Origin of the sequence: Kitasatospora sp. NPDC001309 (assembly GCF_042896295.1) — a bacterium.
Taxonomy (GTDB): Bacteria; Actinomycetota; Actinomycetes; order Streptomycetales; family Streptomycetaceae; genus Kitasatospora.
Map to the genome: position 1 here is coordinate 296,556 of NZ_JBIAXC010000001.1, position 23,788 is coordinate 320,343.

23 protein-coding genes are annotated in these 23,788 nt (G+C 74.4%); 15 read left to right on the top strand and 8 right to left on the bottom strand.

From position 1 onward, the window contains the following. Window positions 1-273: 273 nt before the first annotated feature. The 11 genes from ACFY2K_RS01410 to htpX all read left to right on the top strand — a co-directional run bounded on the left by ACFY2K_RS01410 (window position 274) and on the right by htpX (window position 11,338). The gene (locus ACFY2K_RS01410; RefSeq protein ID WP_375881878.1) at window positions 274-690 is read left to right on the top strand and encodes an NADH-quinone oxidoreductase subunit A; all 417 of its coding nucleotides are present in this window, start codon (window positions 274-276) and stop codon (window positions 688-690) included. Then, on the top strand, window positions 681-1,316 hold the full coding sequence (locus ACFY2K_RS01415; protein ID WP_380533039.1) for an NADH-quinone oxidoreductase subunit B: 636 nt from the start codon (window positions 681-683) through the stop codon (window positions 1,314-1,316). Before ACFY2K_RS01410 ends, ACFY2K_RS01415 begins: the two co-directional genes overlap by 10 nt. Continuing rightward, window positions 1,313-2,455, top strand: a complete 1,143-nt coding sequence (locus tag ACFY2K_RS01420; protein WP_387709133.1) for an NADH-quinone oxidoreductase subunit C — start codon at window positions 1,313-1,315, stop codon at window positions 2,453-2,455. The genes ACFY2K_RS01415 and ACFY2K_RS01420 overlap by 4 nt, the downstream gene beginning before the upstream one ends. Further along, window positions 2,452-3,411, top strand: coding sequence for an NADH-quinone oxidoreductase subunit NuoH (gene nuoH / locus ACFY2K_RS01425; RefSeq protein ID WP_375881885.1), 960 nt, complete (start codon window positions 2,452-2,454; stop codon window positions 3,409-3,411). The genes ACFY2K_RS01420 and nuoH overlap by 4 nt, the downstream gene beginning before the upstream one ends. Continuing rightward, the gene (locus tag ACFY2K_RS01430; RefSeq protein WP_380586170.1) at window positions 3,408-4,013 is read left to right on the top strand and encodes a NuoI/complex I 23 kDa subunit family protein; all 606 of its coding nucleotides are present in this window, start codon (window positions 3,408-3,410) and stop codon (window positions 4,011-4,013) included. The genes nuoH and ACFY2K_RS01430 overlap by 4 nt, the downstream gene beginning before the upstream one ends. Continuing rightward, window positions 4,010-4,714: an NADH-quinone oxidoreductase subunit J gene (locus ACFY2K_RS01435; protein ID WP_380531893.1), complete on the top strand. Its 705-nt coding sequence runs from the start codon at window positions 4,010-4,012 to the stop codon at window positions 4,712-4,714. Before ACFY2K_RS01430 ends, ACFY2K_RS01435 begins: the two co-directional genes overlap by 4 nt. Further along, window positions 4,714-5,091, top strand: coding sequence for an NADH-quinone oxidoreductase subunit NuoK (nuoK, locus tag ACFY2K_RS01440; protein ID WP_380531890.1), 378 nt, complete (start codon window positions 4,714-4,716; stop codon window positions 5,089-5,091). Before ACFY2K_RS01435 ends, nuoK begins: the two co-directional genes overlap by 1 nt. Continuing rightward, the gene (locus ACFY2K_RS01445; protein ID WP_380531888.1) at window positions 5,088-7,130 is read left to right on the top strand and encodes an NADH-quinone oxidoreductase subunit L; all 2,043 of its coding nucleotides are present in this window, start codon (window positions 5,088-5,090) and stop codon (window positions 7,128-7,130) included. The genes nuoK and ACFY2K_RS01445 overlap by 4 nt, the downstream gene beginning before the upstream one ends. A gap of 65 nt (window positions 7,131-7,195) precedes the next feature. Beyond that, window positions 7,196-8,752, top strand: a complete 1,557-nt coding sequence (locus tag ACFY2K_RS01450; protein WP_380531885.1) for a NuoM family protein — start codon at window positions 7,196-7,198, stop codon at window positions 8,750-8,752. A gap of 56 nt (window positions 8,753-8,808) precedes the next feature. Continuing rightward, window positions 8,809-10,356 (top strand): NADH-quinone oxidoreductase subunit N, encoded by a 1,548-nt coding sequence (locus ACFY2K_RS01455; RefSeq protein WP_380586167.1) that lies wholly within the window; start codon window positions 8,809-8,811, stop codon window positions 10,354-10,356. Window positions 10,357-10,474: 118 nt separating this feature from the next. Next, window positions 10,475-11,338, top strand: a complete 864-nt coding sequence (htpX, locus tag ACFY2K_RS01460; protein ID WP_387709137.1) for a zinc metalloprotease HtpX — start codon at window positions 10,475-10,477, stop codon at window positions 11,336-11,338. A 63-nt stretch (window positions 11,339-11,401) separates the two neighbouring features. Here the strand turns inward: htpX and ACFY2K_RS01465 are convergent, their stop codons facing one another. Beyond that, window positions 11,402-12,856: a PLP-dependent aminotransferase family protein gene (locus ACFY2K_RS01465; RefSeq protein ID WP_387709138.1), complete on the bottom strand. Its 1,455-nt coding sequence runs from the start codon at window positions 12,854-12,856 to the stop codon at window positions 11,402-11,404. Here ACFY2K_RS01465 and ACFY2K_RS01470 point away from each other — a divergent pair. The 3 genes from ACFY2K_RS01470 to ACFY2K_RS01480 all read left to right on the top strand — a co-directional run bounded on the left by ACFY2K_RS01470 (window position 12,855) and on the right by ACFY2K_RS01480 (window position 15,318). After that, window positions 12,855-13,772, top strand: a complete 918-nt coding sequence (locus ACFY2K_RS01470) for a DMT family transporter (protein WP_375881903.1) — start codon at window positions 12,855-12,857, stop codon at window positions 13,770-13,772. The genes ACFY2K_RS01465 and ACFY2K_RS01470 overlap by 2 nt on opposite strands. Window positions 13,773-13,932: 160 nt before the next feature. Continuing rightward, on the top strand, window positions 13,933-14,358 hold the full coding sequence (locus ACFY2K_RS01475) for a BlaI/MecI/CopY family transcriptional regulator (RefSeq protein WP_375881905.1): 426 nt from the start codon (window positions 13,933-13,935) through the stop codon (window positions 14,356-14,358). 3 nt (window positions 14,359-14,361) lie between these two features. Beyond that, a complete protein-coding gene (locus ACFY2K_RS01480; protein WP_375881907.1) occupies window positions 14,362-15,318 on the top strand; it encodes a M48 family metalloprotease in 957 nt (318 codons plus the stop codon). Window positions 15,319-15,360: 42 nt separating this feature from the next. On the opposite strand, the gene ACFY2K_RS01485 is transcribed toward ACFY2K_RS01480, so the two are convergent. Next, a complete protein-coding gene (locus ACFY2K_RS01485; RefSeq protein WP_387709141.1) occupies window positions 15,361-16,359 on the bottom strand; it encodes an NADP-dependent oxidoreductase in 999 nt (332 codons plus the stop codon). Window positions 16,360-16,492: 133 nt separating this feature from the next. Here ACFY2K_RS01485 and ACFY2K_RS01490 point away from each other — a divergent pair, with 133 nt between their 5' ends. Beyond that, window positions 16,493-17,395, top strand: coding sequence for a LysR family transcriptional regulator (locus ACFY2K_RS01490; protein ID WP_387709143.1), 903 nt, complete (start codon window positions 16,493-16,495; stop codon window positions 17,393-17,395). Between the two features lie 66 nt (window positions 17,396-17,461). On the opposite strand, the gene mug is transcribed toward ACFY2K_RS01490, so the two are convergent. The 6 genes from mug to ACFY2K_RS01520 all read right to left on the bottom strand — a co-directional run bounded on the left by mug (window position 17,462) and on the right by ACFY2K_RS01520 (window position 23,766). Next, window positions 17,462-18,004, bottom strand: a complete 543-nt coding sequence (gene mug, locus ACFY2K_RS01495) for a G/U mismatch-specific DNA glycosylase (RefSeq protein WP_375881914.1) — start codon at window positions 18,002-18,004, stop codon at window positions 17,462-17,464. Between the two features lie 17 nt (window positions 18,005-18,021). Further along, on the bottom strand, window positions 18,022-19,035 hold the full coding sequence (locus tag ACFY2K_RS01500; RefSeq protein WP_375881916.1) for a phosphatase PAP2 family protein: 1,014 nt from the start codon (window positions 19,033-19,035) through the stop codon (window positions 18,022-18,024). 148 nt (window positions 19,036-19,183) lie between these two features. Beyond that, window positions 19,184-20,263, bottom strand: coding sequence for an aminopeptidase P family protein (locus ACFY2K_RS01505; protein WP_375882347.1), 1,080 nt, complete (start codon window positions 20,261-20,263; stop codon window positions 19,184-19,186). Window positions 20,264-20,404: 141 nt separating this feature from the next. After that, entirely contained in the window at window positions 20,405-21,751 is a 1,347-nt protein-coding gene (locus ACFY2K_RS01510; RefSeq protein ID WP_380529200.1) for a dipeptidase, read from the bottom strand. Between the two features lie 9 nt (window positions 21,752-21,760). Then, window positions 21,761-22,198, bottom strand: coding sequence for a hypothetical protein (locus ACFY2K_RS01515; RefSeq protein WP_375881922.1), 438 nt, complete (start codon window positions 22,196-22,198; stop codon window positions 21,761-21,763). After that, a complete protein-coding gene (locus ACFY2K_RS01520; RefSeq protein ID WP_380586155.1) occupies window positions 22,195-23,766 on the bottom strand; it encodes an APC family permease in 1,572 nt (523 codons plus the stop codon). Before ACFY2K_RS01520 ends, ACFY2K_RS01515 begins: the two co-directional genes overlap by 4 nt. Window positions 23,767-23,788 lie beyond the last annotated feature (22 nt).

A 23,788-nucleotide genomic window follows, 5' to 3' on the forward strand; every position in this document is an offset into this window, starting at 1 on the left:
CCCCTCGTTCGAGCTGGCGGCCCCCAGCATCCCGAACGGGGGAGGGGATGTGCCATGGGGGTGATACATCTTCCGGGGCGGGGGTTATCCCCACCCCGGAGGGCCTCCGGGCGTTCACCGGGTTGTCCACGGGACGTCTTGCGGAGCGGGCAGGTTTCGGGGGGAGTGGAGCCCTCCCCTTAGACTCACGCATTGGCCATGGTTAAGACCGTGTGAGGAAAAGTCGTAGAACTGTCTTGAGGGCGGGTTCGCGGCCGAGGTGGAGGCGAAGGCATGGAGGGGCAGCAGGTGGCTGCCGTCGCGGCCGACCCGTCGGTCGGCGGCGGCTACTTCGACGCGTACGCCGCGATGGGCCTGCTGGCCGTCATCGGGGTGCTCTTCGTGACCGTGGCGTTCACCGCCAACCGGCTGCTCCGGCCGGTGGTGTACTCGCCCGAGAAGCTCCTCGCCTACGAGTGCGGGGTGGACCCGGTGGGCGAGGACTGGGCGCACACCCAGATCCGCTACTACGTGTACGCCTTCCTCTACGTGATCTTCGCGGTCGACGCGATCTACCTGTTCCCGTGGGCGACCGTCTTCGCCACCGCCGGGTACGGCGCCGGAACGCTGATCGAGATGTTCCTCTTCATCGGCTTCCTCGCGGTCGGACTGCTCTACGCCTGGAAGAAGGGCGTTCTGGAATGGACGTGACGCACACCCACTCGCACGGTGGCCAGGGCGGTCCCGTCCCGCTCGGACTGCCCGACCCGGCCGCCCCCGGCGCCGTCGGGCGCCGCAGCATCGGCCCGCTGGCCCGGCTCGCGCCGGACCCGGTCAAGGTCGTGCTCAACTGGGGCCGCCGCTACAGCCTCTGGTGCTTCAACTTCGGCCTGGCCTGCTGCGCGATCGAGTTCATCGCCGCGTCCATGGCCAAGCACGACTTCATCCGGATGGGTGTGATCCCGTTCGCGCCCGGCCCCCGGCAGGCGGACCTGATGATCGTCTCCGGGACGGTCACCGACAAGATGGCGCCCGCCGTCAAGCGGCTCTACGAGCAGATGCCCGAGCCGAAGTACGTCATCTCCTTCGGGGCCTGCTCCAACTCCGGCGGCCCGTACTGGGACTCCTACTCCGTCACCAAGGGCGTGGACCAGATCATCCCGGTCGACGTCTACGTGCCCGGCTGCCCGCCGCGGCCGGAGGCGCTGCTCCAGGGCATCCTCAAGCTCCAGGAGAAGATCGCCGCCGAGTCCCTGCCCGGCCGCTACACCGCGCCCGCGGCGGCACTGCGCCGGCCGCTGGTGGCGGGGCCCCCGAACGATGGAGGAGTGTCGTGAGCGAGCGCGGCGAGCGACCTGTCGAGACGCTCACGGCGGAGCAGTACGCGGCGTCGGTCGGGGAGTGGGCGACCGGCGCCGAGGCGTACGGCCTGATCACCGTCGACGTGCCGGCCGAGCGCTGGACCGAGGCGCTCACCACCGCCCGCGACGTGCTGGGCCTGGGCTTCTTCGACTGGCTGAGCGCCGTCGACGAGCTCGCCGAGGGCTTCTCCGTGGTCGCCCACCTGGCCGCCGTCGAGGCGCCGGGCGTGCGGCACCTCGCGCTGCGCACCCGGGTGCCACGGGACGGCGCCGCACTGCCGAGCGCCGTCGCGGTGTACGCCGGGGCCGCCTGGCACGAGCGCGAGACCCACGAGATGTTCGGCATCGACTTCCCCGGGCACCCCCACCTGGCCACCCTGCTGCTGCCGGACGGCTTCGAGGGGCACCCGCTGCGCAAGGAGTTCGTGCTCGCGGCGCGGGTCGCCAAGGACTGGCCGGGCGCCAAGGAGCCGGGCGAGTCGGACCACGGCGCGGGACCGGCCCGGCGCAAGATGCAGCCGGCCGGCGTGCCGGACCCGAACGAGTGGGGGCCGCTCAAGGGCACCCTGCCGCCGGTGGCCGAGCGGCCCGCGCGCGGTGCGCGGGCGGCCGGCGCGGCGGCGCGTACGCCTCGGGCGGGCGCGGCCGCGGCTGCGGCTGGGGCTGCGGCCGGCGCGGGCGCACCTGCCGCCGAGGGCGCTCCGGCGGTGCGGGCGGACCGGCCGCGGCGGACCAGGTCGGTCTCCGAGGGCTCGGCGAGCCAGGCGGGCTGCGAGGAGGCGGCGGCTCCGGAGGCCTCGGCTGCTCCCGGCGTGCCCGCTGCCGAGGGCGCTCCACCGGTGCGGACCGACCGGCCGCGGCGGACCCGGTCGGTGTCCGCCGGCTCGGTCAGCCAGGCGGCCGAGACCGCCGCCGAACCGACGGCCGAATCGACGGCCGAACCGACGGCCGAGCCCCAGGCCCCGGCCCGGCCCCGGTCCTCCGACGCGCCCTGGCACCACCCGGTGCCCGCCCACGAGGAGAAGCCGTCGGGCGGGCCCGGCGAGCAGGAGCCCGGCGGGGCGAAGGACGAGAACTCGGCCGGAGCGGCCGACCAGGACGGAGACGGCGCGTGAACCTGCTCGACACGGTGCTCCGCTGCGTCGCCACCCTGGTCGTCTTCCTGGTCTTCCCGCTGCTCATCGGCCAGACCGAGCACAAGGTGATGGCGCACATGCAGGGCCGGCTCGGCCCGATGTACGCGGGCGGCTTCCACGGCTGGGCCCAGCTCGTCGCGGACGGGGTGAAGTTCGCCCAGAAGGAGGACATCGTCCCGGCCGACGCGGACCGCCGGGTCTTCCAGTTGGCGCCCGCCGTCTCGCTGCTGCCGTACCTCTTCGTGCTGCTGGCGATCCCGGTCGGCCCGAACGGCTTCGTCGGGCAGGCGATCGACGCCGGGCTGTTCTTCGTGCTGGCCGTGATGGGCGTCGGCGTGATCGGCAAGCTGATGGCCGGCTGGGCCTCGGCGAACAAGTTCTCGCTGCTCGGCGGCCTGCGCACGGCCGCCCAGCTGATGTCCTACGAGCTGCCGATGGTGCTCGCGGCGGCCTCGGTGGCGATGGCCGCCGGCACCCTGTCGCTGCCCGGGATCCTGGACGCCTGGCAGTGGTACTGGCTGCCCTGGCAGATCATCGGCGCCTTCGTGTTCTTCACGGCCGGTCTGGCCGAGCTCCAGCGGCCGCCGTTCGACATGCCGGTCGCCGACTCGGAGATCATCTTCGGCGCGTACACCGAGTACACCGGGCTGCGCTTCGCGCTGTTCCTGCTGTCCGAGTACGTGGGCATCCTGGTGGTGTCGGCGCTGACGGCGGTGCTGTTCCTCGGCGGGTGGCACGGGCCGATGGCGGACCAGCTCGGCTGGCTCTGGATGCTCCTCAAGACCTTCGCGCTGGCCTTCGTGGTCATCTGGCTGCGGGTCACCTACCCGCGTCTGCGCGAGGACCAGCTGATGCGCTTCGCCTGGATCGTGCTGATCCCGCTCGCGCTCGTCCAGCTGGCCCTCACCGGCATCATCAAGGTGGCGATCGCATGAGTTTCCCCGGTGCCGGCCTCGCCAAGGGCCTGGCCGTGACGCTGCGGACGATGACGAGGAAGACCGTCACCGCGCAGTACCCCGAGGTCCAGCCGGTGCTACCGCCGCGTTCGCGCGGCGTCATCGCGCTGCTGGAGGAGAACTGCACGGTGTGCATGCTCTGCGCGCGCGAGTGCCCGGACTGGTGCATCTACATCGACTCCCACAAGGAGACGCTGCCGGCCGCCGAGCCGAACGCCCGGGCCCGCACCCGCAACGTGCTGGACCGCTTCGCCATCGACTTCTCGCTCTGCATGTACTGCGGGATCTGCATCGAGGTGTGCCCCTTCGACGCGCTGTTCTGGTCGCCGGAGTTCGAGTACGCGGAGACCGACATCCACGAGCTGACCCACGAGCGGGAGAAGCTCCGCGAGTGGATGTGGACCGTCCCGGCGCCGCCGGCGCTGGACCCGGCGGCCGAGGAGCCCAAGGAGATCGCCACCGCGCGCAAGGCGGCGGACAAGCTGGCCGCCGCGGCCGTCGCGGCGATCGAGGCCGCCGCCGAGGCCGCCGAGGCTGCTGACGCTGCCGAGGCCACCGAGGAGAAGGGTGACGACGCGTGAACGCCGCTGCCACGTTCCTCGCGGCGACCGGTTCCCTGGAGCCGGCCGCCCGTTCGTTCCTGTCCCCGACCGGGCAGGAGGTCGTCTTCCTGCTGGTCGGCATCGCGGTGCTCGGCTCGGCGGTGGTCTCCGTGACCACCAAGCAGCTGGTGCACGCCGCGCTCTGGCTGGTGGTCGCGCTCGGCGGGCTGGCGGTGGAGTTCCTGCTGCTCACGGCCGAGTTCATCGCCTGGGTGCAGGTGCTGATCTACCTGGGCTCGGTGGTCGTCCTGGTGCTGTTCGGGCTGATGCTCACCAGGGCGCCGATCGGGCGCTCGCCGGACGCGGACTCCGAGAACCGCTGGGTCGCCCTGGTGGTGGCGCTGGCCGCGGCCGGGACGCTGGTGACCCTGGTGGTCGACGCCTTCCGGACCTCCTGGATCGACCTCGGCGCGGGCGGCGGTTCGGCCGCCGTGACCGGCGCCAGTCTGTTCCGCAACTGGGTGCTGCCCTTCGAGGCGTTGTCCGTGCTGCTGCTGGCGGCGCTGGTCGGCGCGATCGTGCTGTCGCGCGGGTCCGGGCGCCGGGTGCCGGCGCCGCGGGCGGGCAAGCTGCGGGCCGGACGGCCGGTCGGGTCCAACGGGACCGTGGCCGCGACCACGCCCAAGCCCGAGCCCTCGGCACCCGCGTCGTCCTCGTCGTCCGCGTCGGAGGAGAGCTGATGCACCTCGCCTACCCCGTCGTCCTCGCCGCGCTGCTGTTCGGCGTCGGCGTGTACGGCGTGCTCGCCCGGCGCAACGCCGTCCTGGTGCTGATGTCCGTCGAGCTGATGCTCAACGCCGTCAACCTCGACCTGGTCGCCTTCGACGCCTGGCTGCGCGACTCGCTGCACGCCGGGCAGGCGCTCACCCTGTTCACCATCACCGTCGCCGCCGCCGAGATCGGGCTGGGGCTCGCCATCGTCCTGCTGCTGTTCCGGGCCCGGGGCACGGCGGACATCGACCGGGCCACCGCGCTCGGCGACCCGGCCGAGCCGCACACCCCGGCCGAGGACGAGCCGGTCGCAGCCGAGGCACTGAAGGGCCGGGCCACCGCATGAACCTCGCCCTGCCCGTCCTCGTCCCCGCGCTGCCCGCGCTCGGCGCCGCCGCGACCCTGGCCGTCGGCAAGAAGGCGCCCGGGCTGGCCCGGCCGCTGGCGATCGTCCCGGTCGCCGTCTCGGCCGTGCTCGCCCTGGTGGTCGCCCTCCAGCTCGGCACCGGCCGGACCCTGGACGCCGCCACCCGGCTCACCCCGACCGGCGGTCCGGACATCGCGCTCTCCGTCCACCTGGACGGCTTCACCTCGCTGATCTCGGTGCTGGTCGGCCTGGTCGCCACCTGCGTCCAGGTCTACTCGACCGCGTACCTCAAGGAGGACCGGCGCTACCCGTCCTACGCGGCGCTGGTCTCGCTGTTCACCGCGGCGATGTTCCTGGTGGTCTACTCGGGCGACCTCGTCGTGCTGCTGGTCGGCTGGGAGGTCATGGGCGTCTGCTCGTACTTCCTGATCGGCCACCACTGGGAGAGCGCCGACGCCCGGTCGGCCTCGCTCAAGGCCTTCCTGGTCACCAAGCTCGGTGACGTGCCGTTCCTGTTCGGGATCTTCCTGCTCGCCGCGGACGCCGGCAGCTTCCGGATCACCGACGTGCTGTCGGCCGCGACCGAGGGCCGGCTCGGCCACCCGACGCTGGTCGCGCTGCTGCTGCTCGCCGGTGTGGCCGGCAAGAGCGCCCAGTTCCCGCTGCACACCTGGCTCCCGGACGCGATGGCCGGTCCGACGCCGGTCTCCGCCCTGATCCACGCCGCCACCATGGTCGCGGCCGGCATCTACCTGGTGGCCCGGCTGCTGCCGGTGTTCCTCCAGTCGGGGGCGGCCCTGGTGGTGCTCGCGGTGATGGCCGCCGTGACGATGATCGGCTCGGCGCTCTGCGCGCTCGCCCAGGACGACCTCAAACGGGTCCTCGCCTACTCCACCGTCGGCCAGCTGGGCTACATGGCCGGCGCGCTGGCCAGCGGGGACCGCGAGGCCTCGGTGTTCCACCTGGTCAGCCACGGTGCGTTCAAGGCGCTGCTGTTCCTGGCCGCCGGCGTGGTGATCCACGCCGCGCACACCAACTCGATCTCCGCGATGTCCCGGATCCCGGGCCTGCGCAGGACCGTCCCGGACGCCCACTGGACGATGGGCATCGCGCTGTTCGCGCTGGCCGGGCTGCCGCCGTTCTCCGGCTTCTTCAGCAAGGAGGCGGTGCTCACCGCCGCCGAGCACGCCGCCAACGGCGAGGCGCTGACCAACGGCCTCGGCCCGGCCTCGGCGGTGCCGCAGGCGGCCGGCTGGATCGTGCTGATCTCGGCCGCGCTCACCGCGCTGCTCACCGGCGCCTACGCGGCCAGGCTGTTCCTGGTCACCTTCCACAGCCCGGCCGGCGCGGCCGCACCGGTTCGGGCGGCCCAGGCCGCCCCGGCCGCCCCCGAGGCCGACGCGCCGTACTCGCCCGAGCCGGACGAGGCCGACCCGGCCACCGCCGAGCCGCCCGCGATGCGCTGGCCGCTGTGGGTGCTGGCCGTCCCGACCATCGGCTTCGGCGTCGCCGGGCTGCGCTCGGACTGGCTGCCCGCGCTGCTGGACGGCGGCTCGCTGCGACCCACCGGCGTCACCGCCGTCACCGGTACCGGGCTCGCCGTGGTCGGCGTGCTCGCCGCGTACGGCGCCTGGCGCTCGGCCACCGCACGGCTGACCACCGGCCGGCCGGCCCCGGCCGCCGCCGGGAGGGTGCCCGAGCAGGCCGGAGCCCCGGCCGCCGAGGTGGTCGTCGCCGACCCCGGGCGCACCCTGCTCGGCCCGCTGTTCGGCCCGGCCCGGCACGGCTTCGGCGTCGACCGGCTCTACCACCTGCTGTTCGTCCGGCCGGTGGTCGCGGCGGCCCGGCTGGTCCGCTTCCTCGACCGCGAGGTCGTCGAGGGCTACGTGCAGGGCAGCGGGATCGGCGCCAACCTGCTGGGCCGGGCCGTCCGGCTCGCGCAGACCGGCAACGCCCAGACCTACCTCAGCGCCCTGCTGGCCGGGGTCGTCCTGCTGGCCGTCCTGGTGGCGGTGTAGCCGGTGCTGTCGTTCCCCACCCCCGTCCCCTCCGTCCCGTCCGCCGCCGAAGCTGGGAGCCCCCGATGAACGCGGTCCTCATCGCCCTCCTGGTGCTGCCACTGCTCGGCGCCGCGCTCACCCTGGCGCCGGTGTTCGGCCCGGACCGGGCCGTCGCCGGCCGCCGGGCGCTGCGGCTGAACTCCGTCCTCACCGGCGCGGTGCTGCTGCTCTCCGTCCTCCTCGCGGCCGGCTTCGACCACGACGCGCCGGCCCGGATGCAGGCCACCACCGACCTGGACTGGATCCCGGCCCTGCACGTGCGCTTCCACCTCGGCGTGGACGGCGTCTCGCTGCCGCTGGTCGTGCTGACCGCGCTGCTCACCTTCCTCTGCGCGCTGTACTCGGAGAAGCGGCTGCCGGAGGGGGACGGCGTCCCCTCGCCGCAGGCCTTCGTCGGGCTGTTCCTGCTCCTGGAGGTCGGCATGCTCGCCACCTTCGCGGTGCTGGACCTGATCCTCTTCTTCCTGTCCTTCGAGATCGTGCTGATCCCGATGTACTTCCTGATCGCCCGCTGGGGCAGCGGCGCGAGGACCCCGGCGGCCAACCGGTTCATCCTCTACACGCTGCTCGGCTCGGCCGTGATGCTGCTCGGCTTCCTGCTGATCGGCAGCAAGGCCGGCACCTTCGACATGCAGGCGCTGGCCGCCGGGCACGGCAACGGCCTGAGCCACACCACCCAGGTGGTCGCCGCGCTGGCGATCATGGTCGGGCTGGCGGTCAAGGCCCCCGCCTGGCCGCTGCACAGCTGGCTCCCCGACGCCCACACCGCCGCCCCGACGGTCGGCTCGGTGCTGCTCGCCGGCGTGCTGCTCAAGATGGGCACCTACGGACTGGTCCGGGTGCTCCTCCCGGTCGTGCCGGACGGCACCGCGACGCTCGCCCCCTACCTGGGCGCCTTCGCCGCCGTCGGCATCGTCTACGGCTCGCTGGCCTGCCTCGCGCTGGCCCGCCCCGGCGCCAAGGGCGACCTCAAGCGCCTGATCGCGTACTCCTCCGTCGGCCACATGGGCTTCGTGCTGCTCGGCATCGCCTCCCTCACCCCGGTCGGCGTCAACGGCGCGCTGTTCGCCAACATCGCCCACGGACTGATCACCGGCCTGCTGTTCTTCCTGGTCGGGGCGGTCAAGGACCGCTACGGCACGGCGGACCTGGACACCCTCGCCGGGGCCACCGGCGCCGCCCTGTACGGCCGGGCACCCCGGATCGGCGCGCTGCTCGCCTTCGCCGCCGTCGCCAGCCTCGGCCTGCCCGGCCTGGCCGGCTTCTGGGGCGAGCTGCTCGCCATGTTCGGCGCCTTCGACCCGGCCGCCGGGCTGTCCCGCCCGGCCTTCGTCACCTACATGGTCCTGGCCGGCCTCGGCACCCTGCTCACCGCCGGCTACCTGCTGATCGTGGTCAAGCGCGTCTGCATGGGCGACCCCGAGCAGCCCGCGCCGGTGCCCGAGGTGCCCGACCTGCGGCCGTACGAGGCCGTCAGCTGGACACCGCTGGCCGCGCTCACCCTGGTGGCCGGACTCTGGCCCGCCCTCCTGCTCGGGCTCTCCGACCCGGCCGTCAAGCACCTCCTCGGGGGTGGCTGACCGTGCTCGCAGCCCACACCGCCGCACTCGGACCTCACTCCACGGGGCAGCACACTGTGACCTCCCTCGCCGTAGCCAACCCGGGCAGCCTGATCCAGTCCGTGGACTGGGTGGCGATCGCGCCCCCGCTGATCGCCGCCGTGGCCGCCCTCGCGGTGCTGGTCACCGACCTCTTCCTGCCCGAACGGCACAAGCGCTGGCTCGGCCGCCTGGCCGCGGCCGGACTCGCCCTCGCCCTGCTCGCCCTCCTCCCCCTCACCGGGGGATCACCCCGGGCCACCTTCTGCCTCCGGAACGTAGCAGGGGCCACTGACACCACCGGGTGCTCCTACGTCGCCGACCACTTCGCGCTGGTCTTCCAGCTGCTGGCGCTCGGCGGCGCGCTGATCGCGGCGCTGCTGTCGATGCACACCGTCGAGGACCAGAAGCTGCCCCGCGGCGAGTACTGGTTCCTGCTGCTCTCCAGCGCCACCGGCGCCGCCCTGCTGCCCGCCTCCCGCGACCTCGCGACCATGGTGATCGCCCTGGAGGTCGCCTCGCTGCCCGCCTTCGCCCTGGTCGCGCTGCGCCGGGACGGGCGGGGCGCGGAGGCCGCGTTCAAGTTCTTCGTCTCCTCCGTCACCGCGACCGCCGTGATGCTGCTCGGCATCGGCTTCGTCTACGCGGCCAGTGGCAGCCTGCACCTCGGCGCCGTCGCCCAGGGGCTGGAGCACGCGCCCGCCCAGCTCAAGGCGCTGGCCGAGGCGGGGGCGGTGCTGACGCTGGTCGGCTTCGCCTTCAAGGTCGCCGCCGTCCCCTTCCACTTCTGGGTGCCCGACACCTACACCGGCGCCCCGCTGCCGGTGGCCGGCTACCTCTCGGTGGTCGGCAAGGCGGCCGGCCTCTCCGGGCTGGCGCTCGCCACCACCGTCGCGTTCCGCCCGTACGCCCACACCTGGGGCCTGGTGCTCGCGGTGCTGGCCGCCGTCACCATGACCGTCGGCAACGTCGGCGCGCTGCGGCAGCGCTTCGACACCCGGTACAGCGCGGTGCGGCTGCTGGCCTGGTCCTCGGTCGGTCAGGCCGGGTACCTGCTGGTGCCGCTCGCGGCGGCCGGCTACGCGCCCACCGGGGCCGATCCGCTGGGCGCGACCGCCGCGTACGCGCTGATCTACGGCGTGGTGAACCTCGGCGCCTTCGGGGTGGTCGCCGCCGTCGGCCGCCGGGCCGGGACGAGCGTGGACGACTTCCGCGGCCTGTTCGCCCGCAACCGGTGGACGGCGCTGGCGCTGGCCTTCTTCCTGCTCTGCCTGGCCGGGCTGCCGCCCGGTGTGATCGGCCTGTTCGGCAAGGTCGTGGTGTTCCGCGCGGCCGTGGACGCCGGGCTGGGGTGGCTGGCCGTGGTGATGGCCGTCAACGTGGTCGTCGCCCTGTACTACTACCTGCTGTGGACGGCCCGGCTGTTCGCCCCGGCCGACGCGTCCGCCGTCGCGGCCGAGGACGGTGCCGAGCGGCGGCTGCCGGTCGGCCTGACCGCCACGCTGGGGCTCACCGCCTCCGCGGCGGTGGTGCTCTCGGTCGCCCCGCAGTTGGTCCTCCAAGTGGCCGGCGGCTCGCTGTTCTGAGCCGCCGACCGGGTGTCGCGTCGGTCACAAGGGAACAAGGTCCCGGGGCCCGCCCGTTGAGCGGGCAAGAGGGACGAGGCAGAAAGGGCTTCCCCACCGCACCACTGGAGGGCCTGACGTGCACAGCCGGCACAACGGACTGAGGACCGCCGTCCTGCTCGGTGGCCTCTCGGCACTGATCCTGGTGATCGGCGGTTTCTTCGGCCGGACCGGCTTCGTGATCGCCCTGCTGGTCGCCCTCGGGACCAACGCCTACGCCTACTGGAACAGCGACAAGCTCGCGCTGCGGGCCATGCGGGCCCGGCCGGTCAGCGAGTTCGAGGCACCCGGGCTGTACCGGATCGTGCGCGAGCTCTCCACCTCGGCCCGGCAGCCGATGCCCCGGCTCTACATCTCCCCGACGCCGGCCCCGAACGCCTTCGCCACCGGCCGCAACCCGCGCAACGCGGCGGTCTGCTGCACCGAGGGCATCCTGCAGATCCTGGACGAGCGCGAACTGCGCGGGGTGCTCGGACACGAGCTCAGCCACGTCTACAACCGGGACATCCTGATCTCCTCGGTCGCCGGGGCGCTGGCCTCGGTGGTGATGTTCCTGGTGAACTTCGCCTGGCTGATCCCGTTCGGCCGCAGCGAGGACGACGACGGCCCCGGGCTGTTCGGGATGCTCGCCATCATGGTCCTCGGGCCGATCGCCGCCGGGCTGATCCAGATGGCCGTCAGCCGCTCCCGCGAGTACCAGGCCGACGCCGACGGCGCCCGGATCACCGGCGACCCGCTCGCCCTCGCCAGTGCGCTGCGCAAGCTCGACGCCGGTACCCGCCAGCTGCCGCTCCCGCCGGAGCCCCAGCTGCAGACGGCGAGCCACATGATGATCGCCAGCCCGTTCCGGCCGGGCGAGGCCGGTGCGCGGCTGTTCTCCACCCACCCGCCGATGGCGGAGCGGATCGCGCGGCTGGAGCGGATGGCCGGGTACCGGGCGTAGCGGCCGCCGCGCGGGGCCGGGGCCGGGGTCGGGGTCGGGGTCGGGGTCGGGGTCGAAACGCGGTCAGCCGGTCGACTCCTGGTAGGCCGTCCGCAGTCGGTGGATGCCCTCGGCGACCTGGGCGGGGCCGTCGGCGGCGGCGTAGCTCAGCCGCAGGTTCGGGGCCGGGGGTTCGGCGGCGTGGTACGGCCGGCCGGGGGTGACCTGGACGCCCCGGCGCCGGGCGGCGGCGACCAGGGCGGCGTCGTCGGTGCCGTCCGGCAGCCGCAGCCACAGGTGGTAGCCCCCGGGCCGGTGGGCGCCGAGCACACCGGGCAGTTCCCGGTGCAGGGCGGCCACGGCGGCGGTGCGGCGGTCGCGCAGTTCGGCTCCGAGGGTGCGCAGGTGACGGGCCCAGCCGGGGTCGGAGACCAGCTCCAGGGTCGCCTCCTGGAGCGGCCGGGGCACGAAGAAGCTGTCCACCACCTGGGTGGCCCGCAGCCGGGCGAGCGCCGGGCCGCGCGCGGTGAGGGCGCCGACCCGCAGGTTGGGGGAGGCGGCCTTGGTGAGGGAGCGCAGGTGCACCACCACCCCGTCCCGGTCGTCGGCGGCCAGCGGGCGCGGCAGCGCCGGGGCGTCCGCGTGGACCAGCAGCCGGGCGAAGTCGTCCTCGACCACGAACGCCCCGGCGGCCCGGGCGATCCGCAGCACCTCTGCCCGGCGCGCGGGCGAGAGCACCGCGCCGGTGGGGTTCTGGAACAGCGGCTGGCAGACGAACACCCGGGCCCGGGTGGCCTCGAAGGCGTCGGCCAGCAGATCGGTGCGGACGCCGTCGGCGTCGACCGGGACGGGCACCGGCCGCAGCCCGGCCGCGCGCACCACCGCGAGGATGCCCGAGTAGGTCGGCGACTCGACCAGCACCGGCGAGCCGGGCGCGGCCAGCGAGCGCATCGCCACGGTCAGGCCGCCCTGCCCGCCGGAGGTGATCAGGACGTCCCCGGCGCTGATCGGTCCGGCGTGGCCGCCGATGTCGCGGGCGAACCAGCCGCGCAGTTCGGTGAGGCCGTCGGTGGGCGGCCGGTCCCAGGCGCCCGGGCGGCGGCCGGCCCGGGCGAGGGCGGCGGCGAGCAGCCGCTCGGGCAGCAGCGAGGAGTGGGGGTAGCCGCCGTTGAGGTCGATGACGCCGGGCGGCGGCACCTGGAGGGTGGCGAACACCGGTGCGGCCAGCAGGTCGCGCGGGCCGGAGTCGGCGCTGAGCGCGACCTCCTGCCAGGACAGGTCGCCGGGCCGGGCGGCCGGGGCTGCCGGGGAGTCGGGGGCCGCGGCGAAGGCCGCGGCCCGGAACACCCCGGCGCCAGGCCGGGAGACCACGAGCCCCTCGGCGACCAGCACCGCGATGGCGCGGGAGACCGTCACCGGGCTGACCTGGTGGCGCTCCATCAGGGCCCGGCTGGACGGCAGCTTTCGCCCTTCCGGGTAGCGCTCGACCTCCCGCCGGAGGCTTTCGGCGAGTTCGGCCACGCTGCTACGCTCGTTCATGACGGCACAAGATAGCGCTACCCGGCCCGCGGCGATAGCACCCGGGGCGGGCGCCCCCGGCACCGCCTCCGGAACGGCCCTCGCCGCCCTCGGGGTGGCCTCCTTCTCGCTCACCTTCCCGGCCACCGTGTGGTCCCTCGACGGCTTCGGCCCGTGGACCTCGACCGGACTGCGCGGCGCCCTGGCCGGGCTGCTCGCCGGGCTCTACCTGCTGGCCTCCGGCGCCCCGCTGCCGACGGCCCGGCAGTGGCCCGGCCTGCTGGTGGTCTCGGCCGGCTGCGTCATCGGCTTCCCGCTGCTCACCACGCTCGCCCTGCGGACCTCCTCGACCGCCCACTCGGCGGTGGTCATCGGCCTGCTGCCGCTGGCCACGGCGGTGGCCTCGGCGCTGCGCACCGGCCGCCGGCCGTCCCGGGCGTTCTGGGCGGCGGCGCTGGCCGGGGCGGCGGCCGTGCTCGGCTTCACCCTGCTGCAGAGCCACGGCCGGCCGACCGTCGCCGACCTCTACCTGTTCGCCGGGGTGCTGGTCTGCGCGGCCGGGTACGCGGAGGGCGGGCGGCTCTCCCGGGACCTCCCGGGCGCCCGGGTGATCGCCTGGGCGGTGGTGGCCGCGGCGCCGGTGATGCTGCTGACCGCCGCCTACGGGCTGTCCGCCGAGCCCGTCCGGCTCGGCGCGAAGGCGCTGGTCGGACTGGCGTACATCGCGGCGGTCTCCCAGCTCGGCGGGTTCGTGTGCTGGTACCGGGGGATGGCGGCGATCGGGGTGCCGCGGGCCAGCCAGCTGCAGCTCGCCCAGCCGCTGCTGACGCTGGTCTGGTCGGTGCTGCTGCTCGGGGAGGAGCTGCCGGTGGCCGCGCCGGTGACGGCCGTGGTGGTGCTGGGCTGCATCGCGGTCACCCAGCGGGCCCGGGCGTAGGGCCTGTCTCTCGGGCCGTTGCCGGGTCCTCGCCCCGGGCCGTTCGGTGGTGCGGGCCCGAACCCTCGCGTTGGGCCGTCCTGAGGAGGCGTCGGCTCGTTAGGATGGCCCCGCGCCCCGCGTCGGTCCGGGGAGCGGCATCCGGAGGGAGTGGGCCGTCATGGCAGACGAGAGGCACGCCCCGGCGTCCGGGGACGCGCCGACCCGACGGCGTGGTCAGGGCGAGCTGGAGGCGCAGGTGCTGGCGGTGCTCCAGCGGGCGCCCGGCCCGGCCACCGCGGGGTGGGTCCAGGAACGCATCGACGGCGACCTGGCGTACACCACGGTGATGACCATCCTGTCCCGGCTGCACGCCAAGAACGCCGTCTCCCGGAGCCGCTCCGGCCGCTCCTACCTGTGGCAGGCCTCCGCCGACGCCGCCGGGCTGGCCGCGCTGCGGATGCGCCGGATGCTCGACGGCGAGGCGGACCGGGACGCCGTCCTCGCCAGCTTCGTCACCGCGCTGCTGCCGCACGACGAGGAACTGCTGCGGGCGCTGTTGGACGCCGCGTCCGCGGAGCCCGCAGCGGCCGACCGTGAGAGCTGACCCGTGGGCTTCTTCGTCTTCCTCCCGCTGATCCTGCCGCTGACCGCGGTGCCGATCGCCCGGCTGACCGAGCAGCACCTGCACCCGCGCGGTGCCGCCCGGCTGATGACCGTGATCAGCGCCGTGATGGCGGTGTGCAGCGTGCTCTGCCTCGGGCTGATCGGCGTGGTGGGCACCGCGCAGATCCCCGGCAACCCGCTGCCGGACAGCTGGTCCGACCCGGAGGTGCGGCACGCGCTGCCGTACCACGAGACGGTCGGCACCGCCGCGATGTGGCTGCTGGTGCTGGTCGGCTTCGCCTGTTCCCGGACGGTCGTGCGGCACCTGCGGGTCCGCTCCCGGGCCCGGCGGGCGCTGGCCGGACTGCCGGAGGCGCCGGCCGAGGCCGGTGACCTCGCGGTGCTGCCGGACCGCAGCCCGTACGCCTACGCGCTGCCCGGCTCGCCCGGGCGGGTGGTGGTCTCCACCGGGATGCTGGCCGGGCTGGCCGAGGACGAGCGGGAGGCGCTGCTCGCGCACGAGCGGGCGCACCTGCGCCACCGCCACCACCGCTACCTGCTGACCACCCAGCTCGCCGCCTGCGTCAACCCCTTCCTGCGGCCGTTGCAGGCGGCGGTGGCGTTCAGTGCCGAGCGCTGGGCGGACGAGGAGTCGGCCCAGGCGGTGGGCGACCGGCGGATCACGGCCCGGGCGGTGGCCCGGGCGGCCCTGGTCTCGCACGCCGCCCCGGTGCCCGGCTTCGCGGCCTTCGCCGCCCCGGCCCCGGCGCCCGGCCCGGTGCCGCGCCGGGTGGCCGCGCTGCTCGGCCCGGTGCCGACGGCCCGCAACTGGCCGCCGGCCAAGACCCCGGCGGGCCTGGCGGCGATGGTGGCCGCGGTCGGCACGGCGGCCTCGGCGCTGTGCGCGCTCAACGCGGCGGTGGCGCTGCTGGTGGTGCTGAAGGCCGTCACCCCCCTCTAGGGCCTGTCCGGCCCTAGCCGCCGCCCTGCCTGGGCCCCGGGGTCAGATCCGGACGATCATCTTGCCGGTGTTGGCGCCGCGCAGCACGCCCAGGAAGGCGTCCACCACGTGGTCGAAGCCGTCCACGACGGTCTCGTCCGGGACGAGGGCGCCGGAGCGCAGGTGCGGGACGGCGAGGTCGTACAGCTCGGGCCGGGCGTCCAGGTGGTCGCGGACCAGGAAGCCCTCCAGACGCAGGCTCCTGCCGACCACGTCGTAGAGGTTGCGCGGCGCGGGCGGCGGGTCCAGCGGGTTGTTGTACTGGGCGACGGCGCCGCACCAGGCGATCCGGCCGTGGTCGCGCATCGCGCTGATCGCGCCCTCCAGGTGCGTGCCGCCGACGTTGTCCAGGTAGACGTGCAGTCCGTCCGGGGCGGCCTCGCGCAGCCGGTCGGCGATCGGGCCGTCGTGGTGGTCGAAGGCGGCGTCGAAGCCGAGGTGCTCGGTGAGGTGGGCGACCTTGGCGGCCGAACCGGCGCTGCCGATGATCCGGCCGGCGCCGAGCAGTCGGGCGATCCGGCCGGCGGCGGTGCCGACGCCGCCGGCCGCGGCCGAGACGAACAGGGTCTCGCCGGGCTGGAGCCGGGCGATCCTGGTCAGGCCGACCCAGGCGGACAGCCCGGTGCCGCCGAGGATCGAGAGGTGGGCAGTGAGCGGGACACCCGCGAAGTGGGGCAGCAGGCCGGCCCGGTCGCCGGTCACCACCGAGTGGGTGCGCCAGGCCTGCCGGTGGGAGACCAGGGCGCCGACCGGCAGCGCGTCGGCCCGGGACTCCACCACCCGGCCGAGGGTGCGGCCCTCCAGCGGGGCGTGCAGCTGCCAGCCGCCCTCGTCCATCTCCTCGCGCATGTACGGGTCGACGGACTGGTAGAGGTTCTCGACCAGGGCCTCGCCGGCGGCGAGCGCCGGGACGGTCACCTCGACGAAGGCGAAGTTCTCGGCGCTCGGCGCGCCCGAGGGGCGGGAGACCAGGTGGACGGCGCGGGCGGTGGGACGGGACATCGGCGGTGCTCCGTACGGGGAGGTCGGCGGGGACGTTGACCACCGTAGGAAGCGGGGGCGCGGCCGGGCAGGGGCCGGCGGCGATGGACCGGCGCCTTCCATGAGCGGATTCGATGGGAGGTAGGTTCGCCGCATGACCGAACTCGCCCCGCACGAGCTGCGCGTCCTGGTCGCCGTCGACGAGGAGCTGAGCTTCACGGCGGCCGCCGCGCGCCTGGAGACCACCCAGTCCGCCGTCTCGCACGCCGTGCGCGCCTGCGAGCGGAAGCTCGGCGCGGTGCTCTTCGACCGCGGGCGCCACGGCGCGCGCCCCACCGAGGCCGGCGCGCGGGCGGTCGGCTACGCCCGCCGGATCCTGCGGCTGCTGGCGGTGATGGGCCCCGAGGTGCGGGGCGCGGGTGCCGGCCCGGCGGGGCCGCTGACCGGCACGCTGCGGATCGCGGCCTTCCGCAGTGCCGCCGCCAACCTGCTGCCGCCCGTCCTGGCCCGGCTCGCCGCCGAGCACCCGGGGCTCACCCCGCGGGTGCGGATCGTCCGGGAGCTTGGCCGGGGCACCGCCGGGGAGGTCGCGGACGGGCGCGCCGACCTCGGGCTGGCCACCCTGGACGCGGGTGGTCCGCCGTCCGTGCCCGGGCTGGTCGCGGTGCGGCTGTACCGGGAGTCGTACGCCCTCGCCCACCCGCAGGGCCACCCGGAGCCCCGCCGGCTGCCGCTGGTGGACTGGGCGGAGAACTGCGGCTCGTACACCAGGGACTGGTGGCGGCGGCAGGACTGGCTGCCGCCCGCGACCGTCGACGCGGAGGACGACACGGTGGCGCTCTCGCTGGTCGCCCAGGGCCTCGGCATGGCGGTGATGCCCCGGACGGCCCTGCTCGGCGCGCCGCCCGGGCTGGCCGTCACCGACCTCGGCCCGCGGCCGCCCAGCCGCTTCGTCGGGTACGTCACCACCCCCGAGCTGGCCGGGACGGCGGCCGTCCGGGCGCTGATCCGCGAACTGCGCGAGCTGCCGCTGCCCGCCGGGCTGACGGCGGCCTGACCGGTCGCCCCGGCCGGTCGGCCCAGGCGGCTCGGGCGGTCGGCCCGGTCGGCCCGGTCGGCCCGATCAGTCGTCGAGGCTCTCCCGGAGGGCGCGGAACTCGGCCGCCAGCGCGTCCAGGGTGTAGTGGGCGTTGAGGCCGCTGGGGTTGGGCAGCACCCACACCTCGGTGTCGCCGATGCCCTCCGGCTGGCGTCCGATCGCGGCCCGGCGCTGCCCGAAGGCCGTCCGGTAGGCGCCGATGCCGAGCACCGCGAGGACGCGCGGCCGCAGCCGCAGCACCCGCTCGCGCAGCGCCGCGCCGCCCGCGCGCAGTTCCTCGGCGGTGAGCTCGTCCGCCTTGGCGGTGGTGCGCGGGGCGACGTTGGTGATGCCGAGGCCGAGGGCGGGCAGTTCGTCCTGCTCGTCCGGGCGGTACTGGCGCCCGGTGAAGCCCGAGCGGTGCAGGGCGGGCCAGAAGCGGTTGCCCGGCCGGGCGAAGTGGTGCCCGGTGGCCCCGGACCACAGGCCAGGGTTGATGCCGCAGAACAGCACCCGCAGCCCGGGCCCGGTGACGTCCGGGATGGTGGTGTCCTGGGCGGCCCGCAGCTGCTCGGGGGTCGGCTTCATCGGTGTCGGGATTCCCCTCACGGATTGGGAGTGCACCCGGCCGATTCTGCCCTGGCCGCCGTCCGCGCGGTGCGGCGGTCGCGCAGCCACCGCAGGCCGAACACCACCACGGCGGCGTACGTCCAGCCGGCCAGGATGTCGATGATGAAGTGCTCGGCGCCGTAGACCAGGGTGAACGCCATGGCGAGCGGATAGGCGACCAGCAGGGCGCGCAGCCAGGGCCGGGCGGTGGGCCAGAACAGGAACAGCAGCATCGCCGGGTAGGCGGAGTGCAGCGAGGGCATCGCGGCGACGTCGTTGGCGAACTGGCTGCCGTTCTCCAGCAGCGAGTCGGCCTGCGGCAGGCCCGTGTTCGAGATGGTCTCCCAGACCACCCGGTGCAGTTCGGGCATGTTGCCCTGCTGGCCGACCAGCCACGGCGGGTCGGCGGGGTAGAGCAGGTATGTCGCGAAGCCGGCGAAGGTCAGCGTGAAGTAGCAGGCGAGCAGTTGGCGGAAGCGCTGGTGGGAGCGCCGCCACAGGACGGCGAGCAGGACGAACACGACGAGGAAGTGCGAGAGGTAGACGGTCGTCGCCGCGTAGTCGTACCAGTGCGGCGAGCCGGGGGTGTAGAGCGCGTGCTGGAGCCGTACGGTCCAGGTCTCCCCGAAGCCGAGCACCTCGTCGAAGCGCAGCTGGGGCAGCCAGTGCGGGGCCCAGGGGGTGTGGGCGCCGTAGCCGCGCAGCAGCGAGTAGGCCCAGACCACGGCCATCACCGGGACCCAGTCGCGCAGCACCAGCAGGAAGCCGCGGGGGCCGTGTCCGCTGTGGACGGCGGCGGTGAGCAGGGCGCCGATCAGCCAGAGGAAGACCACGTCGTTGGCGAAGGCCATGCCCTGGGTGGCCAGGAACCAGACGAAGGCGGTGAGGTAGGCCGGCCAGGCCAGCAGTCGCAGTCTGGCCAGGCCTCCCCGGCGGTTGCGTTCGGTCACGGGACGCAGACGTCCGGCCCGCACCGGGGTCGGCGGGGCCGGGCTCAGCAGCTTCGTCATGTTCAGCGAAACTAGCAACGCAAGCTTGGAGGACTCTGGGCGAACGATGACCGGCTCGTAAGAAAATCGCACGGTTGGGTCAAATCTTGGCGGACGAAGGTCCCGTGACGGGGACGAACGGTCCGGCGGAGCGGCCTCGCCGCCCCGGTCAGGCGACGGCACCGAGCTCATGCGGGGTGTTGTTGAAGCGTCGTCCGCCGTTGGCCGTCACCGTGACGATGTCCTCGATCCGCACCCCGAACCGGCCGGGCAGGTAGACGCCGGGCTCGATCGAGAAGCACATGCCGGGCACCAGCGGCCGCTCCTCGCCCTCGACCAGGTACGGCGGTTCGTGGGTGGTGATCCCGATGCCGTGGCCGGTGCGGTGGATGAAGTGCTCGCCGTACCCGCCGTCGGTGATCACCCGTCGGGCGATCCGGTCGATCTCCTGGCAGCTCACTCCGGGCCGGACCGCCTCGAAGGCGGTCTGCTGGGCGAGCCGGACCAGGTCGTGCACCTGCCGCACCTCGTCCGGGACGTCCGGGCCGACGTGCACGGTGCGGGTGGTGTCGGAGCCGTAGCCGTCCTTGAGGCCGCCGAAGTCCAGCACCACGGTGTCCCCGGTGCGGATGATCCGGTCCCCGGCCTCGTGGTGCGGGTTGGCGCCGTTGGGGCCGGAGCCGACCACCGTGAAGTCGACCTGGCTGTGGCCGTACTGGATCAGCAGCGCGCCGAGGTCGGCGGCGACGTCGGTCTCCCGGCGGCCGGCGAAGCCGACCTCCAGGATGCCCCGGTAGGCGGCGTCCGCCGCGCCGCCGGCCGCGGCCAGGCGCTCCAGCTCCTCGGTGTCCTTGACCGCGCGCAGCATCGGCAGCGCCTCGGTGAGCGAGGTGAAACCGCTGCCGGGCAGGGCGGACTGGAGGCCGAGCAGGTGCATCGCCCAGGCGTTGTCGGAGATCCCGTAGCGCCCGGCCGGTTCGAACAGCGGGCGGGCGGTGGCGTACGGGTCCTCGCCGTCGGACCAGTCGAGCAGCTCGACGGCCGGGGCGCCGAGCGCCTTCTCGGCGTCCGGGCGCTCCAGCCTGGGGACGATCAGCGCGGGGCGGCGGCCGGGGGCGAGGACGAGGGCGGTGAGCCGCTCCGTGACGGCGGTGGGCCGGTAGCCGCACAGGTAGCTCAGGTCGGGGCCGGGGGCGACCACCAGGCCGGCCAGCCCGGCGGCCGTCGCCTCGGCGGTGGCCCGGGCCATCCGGGCGGCGTGGTCCTCGGTGGTGAACGGACGGGGCACGGTTGCTCCTCCTCGGGGTCCTTCGGCGTCGGGTCGTCCGTTGGCGGGTCGTTCGACGTCGGCTCCTTCGATGGTGGCCGACTTCCCGCAACTGCGCCATGGTCAGCGGCTGTTGGCGAAGTGCCGGAGGAACAGCGCCTCGACGTGGGCCATCCGCCGGATCTCCTCCGGGTCGACGCTCTCGTTCGGCGCGTGGATCAGGCAGCGCGGCTCCTCGACGCCCATCAGTACGAGCTCCGCCGCCGGGAAGGTGGTGGCCAGGACGTTGCAGAGCGGGATCGAGCCGCCCTGGCCGAGGAAGGACAGCGGCTTGCCGTAGACCTCCTGCGCGGCCTTGTCGAGCGCGGCGTACGCGGGCCCGCCGGTGTCGGCCCGGAACGGCGCGCCGGCGCTCTCCCGTTCCGCCGTGACCCGGACGCCCCAGGGTGCGGCCGCCTCCAGGTGGGCGACCAGCGCGTCCTGGGCGGCGCGGGCGTCGGTGCCGGGCGGCACCCGCAGGCTCACCCGGGCCCGGGCGGTGGCCGGGACGGCGGCCGCGGAGCCGACCACGGGCGGGCAATCGATGCCGAGGACGGTGACGGCGGGGCGGGCCCAGAGCCGGTCGGCGACGGTGCCGGAGCCGGTCAGCCGGACGCCGTCCAGCACCCCGGCGTCGGTCCGGAAGGCGCCCTCGTCGTAGCCGACGCCGCTCCAGCTGCCGGTGCAGTCCAGGCCCTCGATCCGGGTGCCGCCGTCGGCGTCGCGCAGCGAGTCCAGCATCCGGACCAGCGCGGCCAGGGCGTCCGGGGCGGGGCCACCGAACATGCCGGAGTGGACGTCGCCGGTGAGCGCCTCGACGCCGACCACCACGGTGACCACCCCGCGCAGCGAGGTGGTGGCGGTGGGCACGCCGACGGCGGCGTTGCCGGTGTCGCAGATCAGCAGGGCGTCCGCGTGCAACTCCCCGGCGTGCGGGGGCACGTACTGCTCCAGGCCGCCGGTGCCCTGCTCCTCGGAGCCCTCGACCACCAGCTTGAGGCCGACCGGGACGTCCTCGCCGAGCGCCCGCAGCGCGGTGAGGTGCATGACGATGTTGCCCTTGCAGTCGGCGGCGCCGCGCCCGTACCAGCGGCCGTCGCGCTCGGTGAGCCGGAACGGCGGGGAGGTCCAGGCGGCTTCGTCCAGCGGGGGCTGGACGTCGTAGTGGCTGTACAGCAGCACGGTCGGGGCGCCGGGCGGGGGCGGGCGGTGGCCGACCACGGCGTGGCTGCCGTCCGGGGTCTCCTCCAGGTGGACGTCGCGCAGGCCGGCCCCGGTGAAGGCGTCGGCGACCCACTCGGCGGCCTCCCGGCACTTCTCCGGCGGGTACTGCCGGGGGTCGGCGACGGACGGGATGGCCACCAGCTCGGCCAGGTCGGCCCACGCGCGGGGCATCAACCCGTCGATCCGCCGGGCGAGTTCGTCGGTCATCTGGGGCTCCTACTTGCGCACGGTGTCGCGCAGGTCGAGGTCGTCGATCTTGTCCTGGATGGCGGCGAGCCGGTCCGGGCAGTAGACCGAGAGCACGATCGCCTCGGCCTTGACCACCTCGCGGTCGGAGAGCACCGGGCGCTGGCCCGGCCCGCCCGCGCCGTTGGACATCCCGTACGTCCACTGCGCCTGGTTGAGCGCGTTCGCCGGGTCGGCGCAGACCGCGCCGCCGTCCTCGCCGAGGGTGTGGGTGATCTGGTCCCGGGTGGGCACCGGGTAGCCGGCCGAACCCAGCCGCGTGGCGAGCTCCCCGGCCTTCTCGTTCGCCAGGTTCGTGGCGTGCAGCTGGGTGAACGACAGCAGGCCGGTGACCAGCATCGCGACCAGCAGCACGATCGAGCCGAGGTAGATCCAGCGGTGGCGGGAGGCCATCAGGCCGGTGGTCATGACGTCGTACCCCCTTCGGTCCGGCGCAGCTCCTGCGCCTCCTGGGCGGCCAGCTCGGCCGCCGCCTCGGGCGAGCGCCAACTCGGCCTGCGCAGCCGCAGGAAGAGGAGGGGGATGACCAGCCCGAGGAGCAGCAGGCCGCCGCCGACGATCCCGATGTACGACCAGACGCTGCCGCTGCCGAACTGCGAGGACGGCACGAAGCCGATGCCCATCGCGGCGGCCGACGCGAGCAGGCCGATCACGCAGATCGGCACCAGGGCCGGGGCCCGGTAGCCGCGCGGGTGGTCCGGCTGGGTGCGGCGCAGCCGGATCGCGGCGCTGAACATCAGCAGGTAGACGATCAGGTACACCTGGGTGGTGATCACCGAGAAGATCCAGTAGGCGCTGGAGACGTTCGGGATCAGTGCGTAGAGCAGGGCGATGGCGGTGGTGACCACGCCCTGGGAGACCAGCAGGTTCTGCTGGACGCCCTCGCGGTTGAGCTTCTGCAGGAACGGCGGCAGGTAGCCCTCCTGACGGGAGATCAGCAGCAGGCCCTTGGAGGGCCCGGCCAGCCAGGTCAGCATGCCGCCGAGCGAGGCGGCGATCAGGGCCACCGCGATGACCGGGGTGAGCCAGCCGATGTCGAAGTACTGGAAGAAGGCGTCGAAGGCCTGCATCACCCCGGCGGTGAGGCTCAGTTCGCTGGACGGCACCACCCAACTGATCGCCAGCGCCGGCAGGATGAAGATCGCCAGCACCATCGCGGAGGCGGTGAACATCGACCGCGGGAACTCCCTGGCCGGGTCGCGCAGCGAGGAGACGTGCACCGCGTTCATCTCCATGCCGGAGTAGCTGAGGAAGTTGTTGACGATCAGCACCAGGCTGGCCAGCCCGGTCCACTGCGGGAACAGGTGCGAGGCGTCCATCGGGGCGGCGGAGGAGTTGCCCTCGCCGAGGAAGACGAAGCCGAGCACCACCAGTAGGGTGCCGGGGATCAGGGTGCCGATCACCAGGCCCATCGAGGAGAGTCCGGCGACCGCCTTCGTCCCGCGCGAGGAGACCCAGACGCCGGTCCAGTACAGCACCATGATCACAACCGCGGTGTACGGGCCGTTGCTGGCCAGCCGGGGGTTCACCACGTAGGCGATGGTCGAGGCCACGTAGGCCAGCAGCGACGGGTAGTAGAAGATCGTCATCGCGAACTGGCACCAGACGGCCAGGAAGCCCAGCGGCTTCGACAGGCCCTCCGAGACCCAGCGGTAGACGCCGCCCTCCCAGCCGGAGGCCAGCTCGGCGGAGACCAGCGCGGTCGGCAGCAGGAACACCACCGCGGGGACGAGGTAGAGGAAGACGCAGGCCAGCCCGTACACCGCCATGGTCGGGGCGGAGCGCAGGCTGGCGACCGAGCTGGTGGTCATCAGGGCGAGGGTGATCCAGGACATCCGCGGCGCGGCGGCCAGTCGGCCGGCCACCGAGCCGCCGCGCTCCCGGGTGGCGGGGCCGGCCTCACCCCCGGGGCCGGTCGTACCCCCGGGGCCGGCCTCGCCGCCGGGGCCGGGCGGGGGCGCGTCCGTGGCACTCATCGGTCCTCCTCCGGTACGGCCC

What these genes read in the sequence shown, in the direction of transcription:
- ACFY2K_RS01410 (WP_375881878.1), top strand. Translation starts at nt 274, where the DNA reads ATGGAGGGGCAGCAGGTGGCTGCCGTCGCGGCCGACCCGTCGGTCGGC.
- ACFY2K_RS01415 (WP_380533039.1), top strand. Translation starts at nt 681, where the DNA reads ATGGACGTGACGCACACCCACTCGCACGGTGGCCAGGGCGGTCCCGTC.
- ACFY2K_RS01430 (WP_380586170.1), top strand. Translation starts at nt 3,408, where the DNA reads ATGAGTTTCCCCGGTGCCGGCCTCGCCAAGGGCCTGGCCGTGACGCTG.
- nuoK (WP_380531890.1), top strand. Translation starts at nt 4,714, where the DNA reads ATGCACCTCGCCTACCCCGTCGTCCTCGCCGCGCTGCTGTTCGGCGTC.
- ACFY2K_RS01445 (WP_380531888.1), top strand. Translation starts at nt 5,088, where the DNA reads ATGAACCTCGCCCTGCCCGTCCTCGTCCCCGCGCTGCCCGCGCTCGGC.
- ACFY2K_RS01450 (WP_380531885.1), top strand. Translation starts at nt 7,196, where the DNA reads ATGAACGCGGTCCTCATCGCCCTCCTGGTGCTGCCACTGCTCGGCGCC.
- ACFY2K_RS01470 (WP_375881903.1), top strand. Translation starts at nt 12,855, where the DNA reads ATGACGGCACAAGATAGCGCTACCCGGCCCGCGGCGATAGCACCCGGG.
- ACFY2K_RS01465 (WP_387709138.1), bottom strand. Translation starts at nt 12,856, where the DNA reads ATGAACGAGCGTAGCAGCGTGGCCGAACTCGCCGAAAGCCTCCGGCGG.
- ACFY2K_RS01475 (WP_375881905.1), top strand. Translation starts at nt 13,933, where the DNA reads ATGGCAGACGAGAGGCACGCCCCGGCGTCCGGGGACGCGCCGACCCGA.
- ACFY2K_RS01485 (WP_387709141.1), bottom strand. Translation starts at nt 16,359, where the DNA reads ATGTCCCGTCCCACCGCCCGCGCCGTCCACCTGGTCTCCCGCCCCTCG.
- ACFY2K_RS01490 (WP_387709143.1), top strand. Translation starts at nt 16,493, where the DNA reads ATGACCGAACTCGCCCCGCACGAGCTGCGCGTCCTGGTCGCCGTCGAC.
- mug (WP_375881914.1), bottom strand. Translation starts at nt 18,004, where the DNA reads ATGAAGCCGACCCCCGAGCAGCTGCGGGCCGCCCAGGACACCACCATC.
- ACFY2K_RS01500 (WP_375881916.1), bottom strand. Translation starts at nt 19,035, where the DNA reads ATGACGAAGCTGCTGAGCCCGGCCCCGCCGACCCCGGTGCGGGCCGGA.
- ACFY2K_RS01505 (WP_375882347.1), bottom strand. Translation starts at nt 20,263, where the DNA reads ATGGCCCGGGCCACCGCCGAGGCGACGGCCGCCGGGCTGGCCGGCCTG.
- ACFY2K_RS01510 (WP_380529200.1), bottom strand. Translation starts at nt 21,751, where the DNA reads ATGACCGACGAACTCGCCCGGCGGATCGACGGGTTGATGCCCCGCGCG.
- ACFY2K_RS01515 (WP_375881922.1), bottom strand. Translation starts at nt 22,198, where the DNA reads ATGACCACCGGCCTGATGGCCTCCCGCCACCGCTGGATCTACCTCGGC.
- ACFY2K_RS01520 (WP_380586155.1), bottom strand. Translation starts at nt 23,766, where the DNA reads ATGAGTGCCACGGACGCGCCCCCGCCCGGCCCCGGCGGCGAGGCCGGC.